Raw genomic sequence first — 15,716 nt, 5'->3', positions numbered from 1 at the left:
TCAGGTGGCACCGCGGGAAAACCGTCCTGAAATTTTTGCAAAAGCAAATTTTTCAGGACGGTTTTTGTTTGCTTAAAGAAAGAGGAATAAGATGACAAGAAAAGGTTATTACGGAGAATATGGGGGACAATTTGTTCCAGAATTACTAATGCCGGCAATTAATGAAGTCACAGAGGCATTCAACAGATACAAAGAAGATCCAGATTTCAAAAGTGAATTGAAAGATCTATTCGATAATTATGCGAACCGACCATCGATGTTATATTATGCAAAAAACATGTCTAAAGATTTAGGTGGTGCGCAAATTTATCTAAAGAGAGAAGATTTAAATCACACAGGGGCGCATAAAATTAACAACGTTTTGGGGCAAGCATTAATTGCCAAAAAAATGGGTAAAACACGTTTAATTGCTGAAACGGGTGCTGGACAACATGGTGTGGCAACGGCCACTGCTGCAGCATTGTTTGGTATGGAAGCAGAAATTTTCATGGGTAAGGAGGATACAGAGCGACAAGCGTTGAATGTTTATCGTATGGAGCTACTAGGGGCTAAAGTTCATGCAGTGACAACTGGAACACAAGTCTTAAAAGATGCAGTGAACGCAACTTTTCAAGATTGGACAAAAAGAATCGATGATACTTTTTATGTACTTGGTTCAGCAGTTGGCCCATATCCCTTCCCAGAAATGGTTAAATATTTCCAATCGGTTATAAGTGAGGAAGCCAGAAAGCAATTCTTAGAAATGACTGGAAAACTGCCAGACGCTGTTATTGCTGCTGTTGGTGGTGGATCTAATGCAATTGGTGCCTTCGCGAAGTTTATTGATGATGCAGAAGTAGAATTAATAGGTGTTGAAGCTGCTGGGAAAGGCGTAAAAACTGATCAAACGGCTGCCACTATGGCACTAGGTTCAAAAGGCGTTTTCCATGGTATGAAGTCTCGATTTTTGCAATCAACTGATGGGCAAATTGACCCAGTTTACAGTATATCTGCAGGATTGGATTATCCTGGAATTGGACCGGAGCATGTTTATCTAAAGGATATCCACCGAGCAAGTTATGTACCGATTACAGATGATGAAGCAGTTGCTGCATTTGAATATATTGCAAAAACAGAAGGTGTAATTGCTGCAATTGAAAGTGCACATGCAGTAGCCTACGCAATGAAATTAGCACCAAAAATGAGAAAAGATCAACAAATCATGGTTAATTTGAGTGGTAGAGGTGACAAAGATGTTGCTGCGATAGCTCGGTATAAAGGGGTTGATATTCATGAGTAATATTCAAGAAGCACTTAAAATTTTGCTCGTGCAAAAAAATTTAACAGATGATATGGCACAAAAAGTAATGAACGATATTATGGACGGTAAAGTGTCTGATCCTGAAATTGCAGCTTATTTAATGGGATTAGCCGTAAAAAAAGAAGCAATTTCTGAAATAGTTGGTTCGGCACGAGCCATGATTGAACATGCAAAGACAATGCCATCCGAATTTGAGGCAATGGATATTGTCGGAACCGGTGGTGATTTATCCGGTACATTCAACATTTCAACAACAGCTAGTTTTATTGTAGCTGGTGCAGGAGTACCTGTTGTTAAGCATGGAAATCGCGCTGCTAGTTCTAAGTCCGGTACAGCGGATGCCTTGGAAGCACTTGGGGTCGCCATTGATTTAACGCCAAAACAAGCGACTGATGTCTTAGCAAAGGCTGGACAAACGTTTTTATTCGCACGCTCGTTTCATCCAGCAATGAAATATGTTGGATTAATTCGTAAAAATCTAGGATTTCGTACTATTTTTAACGTTCTTGGACCGTTAACTAATCCAACACGTCCACGTACAATGTTGGTAGGGGTATACGCAAAAGAGTTGCTCGTGCCGCTAGCAAATGTATTGTCAGAGTTAGGCGTTCAAGAAGCCATATTGGTTCATGGACAAGATGGTTTAGATGAGGTAACGTTAACAACTAAAACTGATTTGGCCATATTATCAGATGGTCATATTAGAGAGACTATTTTCGACCCACAAGATTATGGCTTTGAGTACGTTTCTATTGAATCCTTACAGGGAGGTACGCCAAATGAGAATGCTAAAATAACGGAGCATATTTTGACAGGGGAAATTACGGGTCCTATGGCAGATACTGCAATTTTAAATGCTGCGCTAGCATTATTCATTGCAAAAAAAGCGACATCCATTGATGATGCTATTCAGCTAGCTAGAGAAACTTTGATTAGTGGAGCAGCATTAGATCAACTAGAGGCGCTGCGGGTATCTTCTAGGGCGGTGATAGCATGATATTAGACGATCTAGTAGCAGTAACACATCAAAATATGTTGGTGCGTCAAGCTCAAAAATCACTTCATGACTTACAAAAAGAAGCGTCACAAATCACAGTTTCAAGAGAATTTCCTTTCGAAAATAATTTATCACAACAAAAGATATCGGTTATTGCCGAAATTAAACAAGCATCCCCATCGAAAGGACAAATTGTACCTTCTTCATCCTTTGATTATCAAGAAATCGCAAAAGACTATAAGACGGCAGGCGTTGATGCAATAAGTGTTTTGACAGAAGAGCGTTATTTCAAGGGATCTCTTGAGATTTTAAAAACAGTTGCAGCAGATTCTACAATTCCCGTATTACGCAAAGATTTTACAATTGATCCATACATGATTTACGAGGCTAAATTAGCTGGTTCGCAAATCGTTTTATTAATCGTTGCCATTTTAACAGATGAACAATTAAAAGAATATCTATCTTTAGCAGACGAATTAGGATTGTCAGCAATTGTAGAAGCACACAATGAAGAAGAAATTCTCCGAGCAGTAAAAGCAAATGCACGAATTATTGGTGTGAACAATCGTAATTTAAAAGATTTCACGGTTGATTTTGATAACACTAAGCGCTTAAGGCAATTAGTGCCATCAGACATTCTCTTTATTTCAGAGTCCGGTATAAAGAATCGATCAGATGTTGCTGCTCTTGAACAGATTGGTGTTGACGGTATTTTAGTTGGTGAGACGTTCATGAAAGCTGAAAATAAATTAGCGGTTATACAGCAGTTAAGAGGTGAAAAATGACGCTAGTTAAATTATGTGGGAATTTTCGTTTACAAGATATAGATTATTTGAATGAAGTTCAACCTGATTTAGCTGGCATTATTTTGGCTCCTAACAAACGACGATCGGTATCTTTTGCACTTGCTCAAAAAATACGTTTGCAATTGGATGACAAAATACCATTAGTTGGTGTTTTCTTGAATCAAGAGGTAGATCAGATTTTGCAATATAAAGAGATTATTCAAATGGTTCAATTGCATGGCAGTGAGTCAGAACAGGAAATTAATAAAATTCAAAAAGCAGGACTACCGGTTATTAAAGTGATGAAGCCTGACCATCAGTATAAAACACAAGCCGTGCGACGTATGATTGATGCAGGGGCGGGCACTGGCAAAACATTTGATTGGGAAAATTTTCGACCAATACAATCATTAGATTTCTTAGCTGGAGGACTGTCACCTGATAATTTACAACAGGCAATCTCTTTGTTAAAACCAGAAGTTGTTGATATTAGTTCAGGGATAGAATATAACGGTGTAAAAAATTTAGAAAAGATGCGCGAAGTGGTTCGCATAGCAAGGAGTAATAAATGACTAGAATTTCACAAGCATTACAAAATAAAAATGCTTTTATTGGTTTCGCAGTAGCTGGGTATCCAGATTTTGAAAAGAGTGCAAAATATATTGTTGATATGGCTGAGGCTGGTGCAGATCTTATTGAAATCGGCATTGCTTTTAGTGATCCGAGTGCCGATGGTCCCACTATCATGAATGCTGACCAAAAGGTTCTTGAAAACGGTTCAACAACAGCTGATGTGTTTAATTTGGTTACTGAAGTTCGCAAACACACGAATGTACCTTTAGTTTTTCTAACATATACAAATCCAGTATTTAAATATGGATACGAAAAGTTTCTCAGTAAAATGGAAGCGTTAGATATTCAGGGTGTCATTATACCTGATATGCCTATGGAGGAGCAAGATGAATTTTTGAAACTTGCCCACCAGTATGACCGCGACTTTATTCAACTTGTAACATTACAATCAGGAAATCGTTTGCCGAAAATTGTTGAACGGGCCTCTGGATTTATATATGTCGTTAGTTCCTTAGGAATAACGGGTTCTAGAGGTGAATTGTCAAATGAAGCTGATGAGATTGTCACTAAAATTAAGCGTCTAACAGATTTGCCAGTTGCAGTTGGTTTTGGCATCACGACATATGAGCAGGCAAAACAATTTAAATCTGCTGATGCAATTATTGTTGGTTCAGCACTTGTCAAAATTATTGAAGATCACCCAGAGGATGCTACATCCTATTTGAGAGATTTTATTAAAAACATGAAGGGAGCGCGGCATGCGCAAAATTAAGACAATTGATGCGGATACTCTAACAGTAATCAGTGCTTATTTTCGGTTGCGCGGAGAACACAGTTTTTTATTTGAATCTGTACCTACAAATAGTGAGCAATCACGTTATTCAATTATCGCACTTGATCCTGTCCATGAGTTTAAGACAAACGGCATGCTGGTGACTATTGATGGTCAAACTAGCGAAAGTAAAGACCCCTTACTGGCATTGCAAAACTTAGCAGTTGTGGAAGAGCAGCCTGTAGAGGAGTTACCGTTTCAAGGAGGTGCCATTGGCTATGTAGGTTTTGATACAGTTGCTTGTTATGAAAAACTAAAAGGCCAACCCAAAGATGATTTGGGTATGCCCGACAGCCATTTATTTTTATATGAAACTTTTGTTATTTTCGATCATCATCAAGAAAAAATAAAAATTGTCGTTGATAATGTTTATTCGGGGCGTCAAAACTTAGAACACGTCGTTCTTGCAATTGAAAATAAGTTAAAATTACCGGTGGCTGATGAGCTTGTTTCGGTAAAGTTACATGAATTAAATCCAAAATCAAATGTGACGCCCGAGCAATTTAAAAATATCGTTAATCGTACGAAAGAATTAATTCAAGAAGGCGATATGTTTCAAATGGTTCCGTCGCAACGATTTAGTTTTGACTTTCGGGACAAACCGTTTGATTTTTATCGACAACTTCGTCGTACTAATCCATCACCATATATGTATTATATGGATTACGGCGATTATCAAATTATTGGTTCATCCCCAGAAAGCCTGGTAACGGTAAGAGGAGAGAAAGTAACTACTAATCCAATTGCGGGAACGCGTAGACGAGGACAAACATTAACAGAAGACGTTGCTATAGCTAAAGAGTTAAAAACAAATGAGAAAGAACTAGCAGAACATCGTATGTTAGTTGATCTTGGACGCAATGATCTTGGCAAAGTTTCTGAATATGGCAGTGTTAAAGTCACAACGTTGTTAGAAATTCAAAAATACCGTTATATCATGCATCTGGTTTCTGAAGTTAGTGGTAAATTAAAGGCACACACACCTGCTATCGAAGCTTTGAAAGCTACATTACCAGCTGGAACTGTCTCTGGCGCGCCCAAGGTTCGTGCGCTAGAACGTATTTATGAAATGGAACCCGTTAAAAGAGGTGTTTATGCAGGTGCAATTGGTTATTTATCTCGTGATAACCAGATGGATTTTGCCATTGCAATTCGAACAATGATTGTTAAAAATAACAAAGGATATGTACAAGCGGGTGCTGGTATTGTCTATGATTCTATAGCAGAAAATGAATACCAAGAAACGCTTAACAAGGCTAAAGCTTTGTTGCGTGTTGGAGGGGATGTATGATTTTAATTGTAGATAATTATGATTCTTTTACATATAATTTAGCACAAATTGTAGGCACAAAAACTGATTTAGTTGTTTTAAGAAACGATGATCAGAAACTGTATTCAACTGCTGATAAAGCTGACGGAATTATTTTTTCGCCCGGCCCAGGGAAGCCTGATCAAGCAGGAGAAATGGAAAACATGATTAGGTGTTATGCCAACAGCAAACCAATGTTGGGTATTTGTCTAGGTCACCAAGCTATTGGTGAAGTTTTTGGTGGTCATGTTAAGCAGGCAGCTGTTATTCGTCATGGTAAGGTTTCTGATATGCTAACAGCAGAAACAGCGTCTTTACTGAGCACGGGACCAGTTGAAATTATGCGCTATCACTCCCTCATTCTTGATAAAGAAAACTTTCCAAAAGATTTCCAAGTGGTTGGTATTGCACAGGATGACGATGAAATAATGGCTATGCAACATAAAAGTTTGCCGCTGTTTGGCTTCCAATTTCACCCAGAATCCATTGGCACACCGATGGGATCAACAATGATCGAAAAATTTATAGCATTAACTGAAAAAGCAAAATAAAAACTATAATAATTAAATTTAAAACCAGAGTAAAAAACTTTTTCATGAGAAATTAATAGTGTAATGAAGTTTATTTTAATAAACTGTTGACATTTATAATAAATAAATGTATAGTTAATTACATCAATAGGAATGAGAAAAATTATGAACAACAAAGTCTTGAAAAATAATAGTTATTACTACTTCTGGTTTATGTAGAACCGTCGCATTGCAAGTGCGTCGGTTACGACGCACTTAGCGACCAGAAGCTTTTCAAGGTTGAGTCACTAAGTGTTAATAGTAAACACTTAGTGACTTTTATTTTTCAGAAGTGGAATTTTCTGTTAAATCGTACTAGGTGTTTACTCACTTAGTACGATTTTTATTTAAGGAGAATCTCATGGAAATATCATCTTTGTCAACAAAAACAATTCAGTCGTTGAGGTTACTGTCTAACCAAATGATTAGCAAGGCTGGTTCCGGACATCCGGGTATCGCCTTAGGTGCTGCGCCGATTTTATATGAGTTGTATGCAAATCAACTTAATATTGATCCAGAAAATCCTAATATGATTAATCGTGATCGTTTCGTTCTGTCTGCAGGTCATGGTGCTGCATTACTCTATGCAACCTTACATGCCGCTGGATTTGACTTATCAGCCCAAGACTTGTCAGAATTTCGACAACCACACTCAAAAACGCCTGGACATCCAGAGGTTGGCTTGACACCGGGTGTTGAAGCAACGACTGGACCACTTGGTCAAGGATTAGGTATGGCGGTCGGTATGGCAATGGCTGAAGCGAAACTCAATAGCCAATTCCCCTCAGTAATTAATCATTTTACATTTGCGTTAGTTGGTGATGGAGATCTAATGGAGGGGGTGAGTCATGAAGTAGCATCGCTCGCTGGTCAACAAAAGCTCGGTAAGTTGGTTGTTCTATATGATGATAATGACGTCAGTCTTGATGGTTTGAAGCCAAGATCAGATATATCAAATAATCTAGCGCGTTTTGCTAGTTATGGGTGGGATATACGGGAGGTCAACGATGGTAATGATTTAGAAGCTATTCATGATGCAATTGAAAATGCTAAAATGTCTCCTGAGCCCACACTGATTGCCGTGAAAACGATTATTGGGGATTTTGGACCATTCGCTGGTACTAACAAGGCCCACGGTACACCGTTAGATAGTCAACAATTGCAAGATCTTGCATCAGCACTAGACGTTCATATACAGAACTTTGAATTACCAAGTAACTTACTTGAAGACATGCGTGCTAAAATTTCGAATAGACTTTTGCATCAAAAACGTCCTTTGAATGACGAATTAACGGACTACATAGCGTTTTCAACTAAAAATTCGTTAACGATACCTGAGCTCCCTGCGGATTTAAAAATACAAGCAGGGCGGAAAATTTCTAAATATGTGTTACAACATTTTGCGGCACAATTGCCACAGTTATGGGGTGGATCAGCTGATTTAGTAGCATCGACTAATGCTGAAGTAGTCGATTCATCATTGTTCAATGCTGATAATCGATTGGGCAGAAATATTGCGTTTGGCGTGCGTGAGTTTGGTATGGGTGCGGTAATGAACGGTATTGCTTTACATGGTGGTACCAAAGTATTCGGTGCTACATTCTTAGCTTTTTCGGATTACATGAAAGCAGCTATCCGTTTGAGTGCCTTACAACATGTACCAAGTATTTATGTTTTTACTCATGATAGTATTACTGTTGGTGAGGATGGACCGACACATCAGCCGGTTGAACAATTGATGGGGCTTCGCCTGATTCCTGGTGTGGATGTATTACGTCCAGGCACAGCTGAAGAGATAGCCGGTGCTTGGCAGCAAGCTTTGATGTCAACTGATCGACCAACAATCTTAATTTTAAGTCGTGGAGAAATCGGCATTCAAGGCAATAAAGATCAAGCGAAACAATCACTTGAAAATGGCGCAGCACAAATAAGTCATCATGACGAGGCTAAAATTAACTTGATTGCTACAGGATCCGAAGTTCAAATAGCACAGAAGGTGAGTGAATTACTATCACAACCCTCAAACGTTGTTTCTATGCCAAATCTATCTCGATTCTTAGCATTAGATAATGATAAAAAGCAACAAATTATCCCCGAAATGGGGACAAAAAATGTCATAATAGAGGCAGGAACAACATTAGGTTGGCAAGGAATTGCTGGCAATGATGGCATAGTATTTGGTATTGATGAATTTGGTATGAGTGCGGCAGCACAAATAGCTCTTGATGAATTCGGATTTAATCCTGAGGATATCGCCGATAAAATCACACAGGAGCTATCATGACTTTATATGGGTTAATCGCGCATCCGGCCGGACACTCACGTTCGCCACAAATGCAAAATAAGATGATTATGGAGTATGGTATCGATGCACACTATCACGCGTTCGACATTTCACCAGAAAAACTTGAAGAGGCTATTATCGGGCTAAAAGCTCTTCACGTAGGCGGATTCAATGTTTCGACACCGTTTAAAAATGAAATTATTCAATATTTAGATGAATTATCGCCAATTGCTCAGCGCCTTCATGCGGTAAATACAGTTAAAAATATCAAGGGACGTCTAGTTGGTACTAACACAGACGGGGATGGTTTTTGGCAAAGTATTAGTTCCAATCAATCCAAAGAAACGGTAATTGTCTTAGGAACTGGTGGAGCAGCTAGGTCGGTGATTGCCACTGCAAAACTATATGGCGTGAGAGAATTAATTGTATTTAATAGAGTTCATGAAGATTGGCATGAGCGAAAAACAGAAATTAGTTATCTTAGCGAAGGAAATGGGCATTTAGAGGATTTAGCAGATAATCAGGTGCTCACTAAAGCGTTAAAGCGTGCCGACATGCTTATCAATGCCACCACCGTGGGGATGAATGATCTGCGGACGCTATTAACGGATTTACAAATAGCATTACTACCGCAGCACACTTTAGTGGTAGACATGATTTACCGTAATCAACAAACTACATTATTGAAATCTGCTAACCAACGTGGATTAGTAACATTAAATGGTTTGCCGATGTTAGTCAATCAGGGAGCGCTGAGCTTTGAGTATTGGTTCGACAAGCCGGCGGACAGAAAACTTATGAAGAAAACAATTGAGGAATAAAACAATGATTATTATCGCAAAAACAAGTCAAGAAGCAGAAAAAATTGCAGCGCAATTGGATACCAAAGACCCTATTAAACCAGTATTTGTTCATGGCAATAGAGTTGCTTTAGCAGGTGTGAAAAGTTTACCTGAAGAGGTATTGAATAATATTTCACAAAATAATGTTGAGATAATCACAAGTCATCACTCTGCCATCAAGTCATCACGTGACTTCCACCCAGAGGATACAATTATTAAAACTAAACACAGCATCATTGGTGGCGGTCATTTCGTTTTCATGGCCGGCCCTGATTCAATTGAATCCCCAGAACATGTTAAAGAAATGGGTGAAGATGTTAAGCAGGCAGGGGCAACTATCCTGCGTGGTGGGGCTTTCAAACCACGCACATCCCCATATTCATTCCAAGGTAATGGCGAAGAAGGCTTAAAAGCTCATCGTGCAGCCGCAGATGCATTAGAGATGGACATGGTGACTGAAATCTTAGATACACGAGACGTTGATTTAGTAGATTCTTACACAGATATTTTCCAAGTTGGTACGCGTAATATGCAAAACTTTGCTTTGCTTAAAGCGCTGGGTAAGAAAAACAAACCAGTAGTTTTGAAACGTGGTATGTCAGCAACTATTGATGATTTGCTCAATGCTGCTGAATACATTGCTGCTGGCGGGAATGACCAAATCATTTTGATGGAACGTGGTATTCGTACGTATGATAATAAATACACGCGTAATACGCTTGATGTATCAGCTATCCCTGTTTTACAATCGTTAACTCACTATCCTGTCATTGCAGATGCTTCACATGCAGCTGGTGTTTCAAAGTTTGTTGAACCACTTGCCTTAGCTGCAATTGCAGCTGGTGCTCAAGGTTTGATGACTGAAATACATGATGATCCATCACATGCCTTTGTTGATGGTGCTCAAGCATTAACACCGGCACAATTCAAGCAATTAACACAGAAAGCAAACAAGGTGCGCGAGGCCATTAAATGAGTACAATTACAGTTGATTTAGCGACAAAAAAATATGATGTGAAAATTGATAACACTTTACACACACGTCTTGGCGAAGAAATATCGGCTGTGTGGTCTGCGCGAAAGATTGCATTACTAACAGATAGCAATGTTGGGCCATTATATTTAAAGGATACGGCAAATCAATTAAGTGAAGCAGGGTTTGATATACTCGAGTTAGAGGTTCCTGCTGGAGAGTCGTCAAAATCTTTGTCAGTGGCTGGTGAATTAATTGCTAAAATGGCAGCTGCTGGATTTACTCGTGGTGACGGTGTTATCGCCTTAGGTGGTGGCGTAATTGGTGATTTAGGTGGCGTAGTCGCTTCTTTGTACATGCGTGGCATTGCTTTTATTCAAATTGCAACGTCATTAACAGCTCAAGTTGACTCGTCGGTTGGTGGTAAGACAGCCGTGAACCTTGGTAATACAAAAAATATTGCTGGTTCTTTTTATCAGCCAGATTTAGACTTAGTCGATGTTACATATTTGAATACGCTGACTGACCGCGATTTAGTGGAAGGATATGCGGAAGTCGTTAAAACATCAGCATTGGCTAATCAAGACTTTTTTGATTTTACCGGTCAGATTAACTCGGTAGCAGATATACGTCATCACGCACAAGAATTATCAAAACGTGCAATTGCTTATAAAGCTAGTGTAGTGATGGCTGATGAAAAAGAAGCAGGAGACCGCCAGTTTTTGAATTTTGGTCATACTTTTGGTCACGCTATTGAGCTTTTGGCCCATGGTGAACTACGCCATGGTGAAGCCGTTGCGATTGGCATGATTGCCATTAGCAGCCGATTTGAGAAACAGGGTATAATGCCTAGCGGGTTAACCACTGAATTATTGAGTCGTTTAGAGGCCGTCGGTTTACCAACGCATTCGCAGTTTATCGGAACAACTGAATTTTTTAATCATTTGATTAATGACAAAAAGAATCATGATGGTGTTTTGAATTTAGTGGCTCTTGAAAAAGTGGGTCAGCCAATTATTGTAAAGAAGAAAATTGCCGACATGCCGGCATTTGTGGAGAATTGATATGAGATATGTTACTGCTGGTGAAAGCCATGGTCCTGAAGAAATTGCTGTTATTGAAGGTATTCCTGCGGGATTGCAGATTAGTCAAGAGGATGTCAATGAGCAATTAGCTCGACGTCAGCGCGGTTATGGTCGTGGCGAACGTCAAAAAATCGAAACTGATACCGTTACCTTTCTGACAGGTATTCGTCATCAAACAACCCTTGGATCACCAATTACTTTGAATGTTCATAATGATGATCATAATAATTGGTCAAAAATTATGGCCCCTAACGCGCCAGCGACAGCAGAAAATACTCTCCGTAAGGTATTACGCCCGCGTCCAGGACATGCTGATTTGGTTGGTGGAATGAAGTACCGTCACCGTGAAGATTTACGTAATGTTTTGGAAAGATCTTCGGCTCGTGAAACAACAATGCGTGTCGCAGTCGGTGCTGTTGCCAAAAAATTATTGGCCGAAATAGGCGTTGACGTTCATGGCTTTGTTGTGAATGTTGGGCCCGCTAAGTCTGATCTGAATGAATTAACTAAGTATAAGAACCTGCAAGAGTTGCGCGTTGTGACAGAAGGTTTCGATACACGTGCTTTAAACGCAGAAGCTGATGAAGCTATTAAAGAAGTAATTGATAAAACAAAACGTGATGCAAATACTGTAGGCGGTCAAGTTCAAGTTATTGCAACGGGGATGCCAGTTGGATTGGGTTCATATGTATCAGCCGATACGAAGTTAGATGCTAAAATTGCCAACGCTATTGTTGGTATCAATGCCTTCAAAGGTGTTCAATTTGGTGGTGGTTTTGATAACGCAGAAAAGTATGGCGATCAAGTTATGGACGAAATTTTTTGGGACGAAAAACGTGGTTTTTATCGTGGCTCTGATAATCTCGGTGGTTTTGAAGGTGGTATGACGACAGGAGAAGCAATTGTTGTTCGTGGCGTGGTTAAGCCTATTCCTACTTTGTATCGTCCGATGCAGTCAGTTGACATCGATACACACGAAGACCATCGGGCCTCTATAGAACGCTCAGATACTACTGCGGTCACTGCAGCTGCTGTAATTGCTGAAGCAATGGTAGCAATTGAACTAGCCAAAGCTGTTTTGGATAAATTTGATGCAGATAACATTGAACGTATGAAAGAACAAGTGGCAGTGTATCGTGAAGAAATAAGGAATTTTTAATATAGCTTCGGCTATAGTACATATTATGAACAAAGGATGAAAAGAAATGATTAAATTGACCAAAGCGGAAAAAAATGGCCTTCATGGAGAAATCACGGTTCCTGGTGACAAGTCAATATCACATCGGGCATTGATGTTCGGTGCGATAGCTGAAGGGAAAACAGTCATTGACAATTTCTTGATGTCGGACGATGTGATGCATACTATGGGTGTTTTTCGTGCACTTGGTGTGGAAATCAACCACACCGAATCACAAGTGACAGTTATTGGTAAAGGTCTTACAAATTTTAAGGCACCATCTGTTGGATTGGATATGGGCAACTCAGGAACTTCAACTCGCCTGCTCATGGGATTGCTAAGTAAGCAACCGTTTGATTTGCATATTTTTGGTGATGCGTCACTAAGTAAACGGCCATTGCGTCGTGTTACGGATCCGTTGTCAATGATGAATGCTCAATTTGAATTATCTAATGACGAATTTTTACCAGCTGTTATTAAGGCTAATACTGAGCTAAGTGGTATTACTTATCATATGCCGGTAGCATCAGCGCAAGTCAAAAGTGCTATTTTATTGGCTGGCATACAAGCTGAGGGTGAGACAACGATTATCGAAGATCTACCGTCAAGAGATCATACAGAGCGTATGCTACGTCAGTTTGGTGGGCAAATTAAAACAGATAATGGTGTAATTACTGTTAAAAAACAGCCAAAACTAAGTGGTCAGCATGTTTTAGTACCATCAGATATCTCAAGTGCTGCTTTTTTCATGGTGGCTGGTTTAATTACACCGAATTCGGAAATTACTATTAAAAAAGTTGGTGTCAATCCAACGCGTGACGGTGTGATCAAATTACTCGAACGAATGGGAGCAAAAATTTCTAAGCAGCCGATTACATCTGACGGAGAACCGTTGGCTGATATTACGGTCAAAGCACAAACTTTACACGGCATTGAAATTACGGCTGAAGATATTCCTGGTGCAGTTGATGAACTGCCTATTCTTGCTCTAGCTGCTACACAGGCTGTAGGAGACACAGTTATAAGTGGTGCAGAGGAATTACGTGTAAAGGAAACGGACAGAATTTCAACAGTTATTAGAGAGTTAACTAAATTGGGTGCTGATATTGATGAGAAACCAGATGGCATGGTCATTCATGGTGGGACGCCCCTACACGCATCAAATGGTTCAACGTTACTTGATTCACATGGGGATCATCGTATTGGTATGATGAACGTAATTGCTTCTCTCATTACTGAAGGCGATGTAGTATTAACCGGTGAAGAAGCTATGAGTGTTTCGTATCCTGGATTTATAGAAGATGTGTCCTCAATTAAGAGGGGATGGTTATGAAAAATATCGTTATTGTGGGTCTTGGTGAAATGGGGGCATCTTTAGCCAAAATTTTAAGCAAAGAGCCACAAAATCAAGTAATTGGTGTTGATATTAATGAAGAATCACTCAGCTATGCAAAAGATCATGATATTGTTTTTGATGTAAATTCTAAATTAGTAAATGTTGCATCTCATGCTGATGTTATTATTTTAGCGACACCAGTAACTTATATTGAAGAATTAATTCATTTATTATCTAAACTATCACTAAAAAAAGAGGTGATAGTTACAGATACAGGATCGACAAAACGAGATATTATGGATGTGGCGGAAACAGTTCTGACACCCAAAAATATTCAGTTTGTTGGTGGTCATGCTATGGCTGGTACACATCGAAGCGGAGTTGAATGGGCGAATGAAAAACTGTATCAAGATGTAACGTACTTTTTGATTCCAAGTTCAATTTCTAATGCTTACAAGTTACAGGTAATTCTTAAGCCTATTGCAGCTAAATTTATGCCTATTTCAGTCGAGGACCACGATGAGTTGATGGCTGTAGTCAGTGACATACCACATATTACGTCTTTTGCATTAATGAATACTGCCACTTATCAGCTAGGCGATTCAACGACATTTGGACAGTATGTGGCTGGTGGCTTCAAAGATATGACACGTATAGCAGAAAGTGATCCAAAGTTATGGACTGATGTATTGCTAAGTAATAAAGAAGCAATATTAACTAGTCAATCTTTAATGATCGAGCAATTAAAATTATTTTCTCAAGCAATTGAAGATAATGATGCATCAACTTTGATGGCTTTAATTTCGTCAGCACAAGAATCAAGAAAAAATTTATTGTTAAAGTGAGAAGATTATGATTAAAGAACCAGATACATTAATGCTTATTGGGTTTATGGGCGCTGGGAAAACAACAGTAGGTAAAGAGATTGCTCGGCAACATCATTCAAAGTTTGTAGATATTGATTCTGAAATCGAACGTGCTGCTGGTAAATCAATCGCAGAAATTTTTGAAGAGCGTGGCGAAGTTGGCTTCCGTGAGTTAGAAACCGAGGTTTTGAATGATGTGCAAACATTTGATGGTATTGTTGCCACGGGTGGTGGTGTAGTAGAACGACCAGAAAACTTAGAAATTCTGCGTCATTCTCCTGCAACAATTATCTATTTACATGGTAACTTAGAAAGTACGATTGGGCGCTTAATTCTTGAAGGGCAGCGTCCATTACTTCAAGAAAAATCAACAGCGGAATTCTTTGCATTGTGGCAGGAACGTGATCCAAAGTATGAAGAGGTTGCCAATTTTACCGTAGAAACAGTTGGTAAAACACCGGCGCGTATTGCAGCTGAAATCATTGCTTTATTTAGTGCCAATGAAGATGAACTAGCACTACTACAAATGCGCTCACAAATAGATGCATTTGATCGTCAAATTTTTAAAATTATTTCGGAGCGTTTGCAGATTGTTGAAGCGGTAGCTCGTTATAAAGAAAAATTTGATATACCGACGATTCAACAGGATCGTATGTTAAAGTTACGTAAAGAATTGAAGTCAGATTTTAGTGCTTCTGTAGATATAACAGATGAGATGATCGATGGTATCATGACCATTTTGATGCAGGCTGCCATTGACAAAGAAAATAGGCAATTAAATAGGTGAT

15 protein-coding genes are annotated in these 15,716 nt (G+C 39.2%); all 15 read left to right on the top strand.

The annotated features are described in order from the left end of the window. The first annotated feature begins 91 nt into the window (after positions 1 to 91). The 15 genes from trpB (at position 92) to GJV51_07745 (ending at position 15,715) form a co-directional block, all read left to right on the top strand. Complete coding sequence (gene trpB / locus GJV51_07815) at positions 92 to 1,279, top strand: tryptophan synthase subunit beta (protein ID QGM25885.1); 1,188 nt, start codon at positions 92 to 94, stop codon at positions 1,277 to 1,279. After that, a complete protein-coding gene (trpD, locus tag GJV51_07810) occupies positions 1,272 to 2,297 on the top strand; it encodes an anthranilate phosphoribosyltransferase (protein ID QGM25884.1) in 1,026 nt (341 codons plus the stop codon). The genes trpB and trpD overlap by 8 nt, the downstream gene beginning before the upstream one ends. Continuing rightward, entirely contained in the window at positions 2,294 to 3,082 is a 789-nt protein-coding gene (gene trpC, locus GJV51_07805) for an indole-3-glycerol phosphate synthase TrpC (protein ID QGM25883.1), read from the top strand. The genes trpD and trpC overlap by 4 nt, the downstream gene beginning before the upstream one ends. After that, on the top strand, positions 3,079 to 3,654 hold the full coding sequence (locus GJV51_07800; protein QGM25882.1) for a phosphoribosylanthranilate isomerase: 576 nt from the start codon (positions 3,079 to 3,081) through the stop codon (positions 3,652 to 3,654). The genes trpC and GJV51_07800 overlap by 4 nt, the downstream gene beginning before the upstream one ends. Then, entirely contained in the window at positions 3,651 to 4,427 is a 777-nt protein-coding gene (locus GJV51_07795; GenBank protein QGM25881.1) for a tryptophan synthase subunit alpha, read from the top strand. Before GJV51_07800 ends, GJV51_07795 begins: the two co-directional genes overlap by 4 nt. Next, positions 4,414 to 5,778 carry an anthranilate synthase component I gene (trpE, locus tag GJV51_07790; GenBank protein ID QGM25880.1) on the top strand — a complete coding sequence of 455 codons (1,365 nt, stop codon included), beginning with the start codon at positions 4,414 to 4,416 and terminating at the stop codon, positions 5,776 to 5,778. Before GJV51_07795 ends, trpE begins: the two co-directional genes overlap by 14 nt. Further along, the gene (locus GJV51_07785) at positions 5,775 to 6,347 is read left to right on the top strand and encodes an aminodeoxychorismate/anthranilate synthase component II (GenBank protein QGM25879.1); all 573 of its coding nucleotides are present in this window, start codon (positions 5,775 to 5,777) and stop codon (positions 6,345 to 6,347) included. Before trpE ends, GJV51_07785 begins: the two co-directional genes overlap by 4 nt. Positions 6,348 to 6,726: 379 nt before the next feature. Beyond that, complete coding sequence (locus GJV51_07780; GenBank protein QGM25878.1) at positions 6,727 to 8,649, top strand: transketolase; 1,923 nt, start codon at positions 6,727 to 6,729, stop codon at positions 8,647 to 8,649. Beyond that, positions 8,646 to 9,470 (top strand): shikimate dehydrogenase, encoded by an 825-nt coding sequence (gene aroE / locus GJV51_07775; GenBank protein ID QGM25877.1) that lies wholly within the window; start codon positions 8,646 to 8,648, stop codon positions 9,468 to 9,470. The genes GJV51_07780 and aroE overlap by 4 nt, the downstream gene beginning before the upstream one ends. A gap of 4 nt (positions 9,471 to 9,474) precedes the next feature. Further along, entirely contained in the window at positions 9,475 to 10,467 is a 993-nt protein-coding gene (gene aroF, locus GJV51_07770; protein ID QGM25876.1) for a 3-deoxy-7-phosphoheptulonate synthase, read from the top strand. Then, positions 10,464 to 11,528 (top strand): 3-dehydroquinate synthase, encoded by a 1,065-nt coding sequence (aroB, locus tag GJV51_07765; GenBank protein ID QGM25875.1) that lies wholly within the window; start codon positions 10,464 to 10,466, stop codon positions 11,526 to 11,528. Before aroF ends, aroB begins: the two co-directional genes overlap by 4 nt. A gap of 1 nt (position 11,529) precedes the next feature. After that, complete coding sequence (aroC, locus tag GJV51_07760) at positions 11,530 to 12,708, top strand: chorismate synthase (GenBank protein ID QGM25874.1); 1,179 nt, start codon at positions 11,530 to 11,532, stop codon at positions 12,706 to 12,708. A 46-nt stretch (positions 12,709 to 12,754) separates the two neighbouring features. Then, a complete protein-coding gene (aroA, locus tag GJV51_07755; protein QGM25873.1) occupies positions 12,755 to 14,059 on the top strand; it encodes a 3-phosphoshikimate 1-carboxyvinyltransferase in 1,305 nt (434 codons plus the stop codon). Beyond that, a complete protein-coding gene (locus tag GJV51_07750; protein ID QGM25872.1) occupies positions 14,056 to 14,907 on the top strand; it encodes a prephenate dehydrogenase/arogenate dehydrogenase family protein in 852 nt (283 codons plus the stop codon). Before aroA ends, GJV51_07750 begins: the two co-directional genes overlap by 4 nt. Before the next feature lie 7 nt (positions 14,908 to 14,914). Further along, positions 14,915 to 15,715 (top strand): shikimate kinase, encoded by an 801-nt coding sequence (locus GJV51_07745; protein ID QGM25871.1) that lies wholly within the window; start codon positions 14,915 to 14,917, stop codon positions 15,713 to 15,715. Position 15,716 lies beyond the last annotated feature (1 nt).

This window comes from Leuconostoc mesenteroides subsp. mesenteroides (genome assembly GCA_009676745.1).
In the GTDB taxonomy this organism is placed as follows: Bacteria; Bacillota; Bacilli; order Lactobacillales; family Lactobacillaceae; genus Leuconostoc; species Leuconostoc koreense.
Note: the sequence above shows the minus strand (reverse complement) of the source record. Positions and strands in the feature narration are given on the sequence as shown.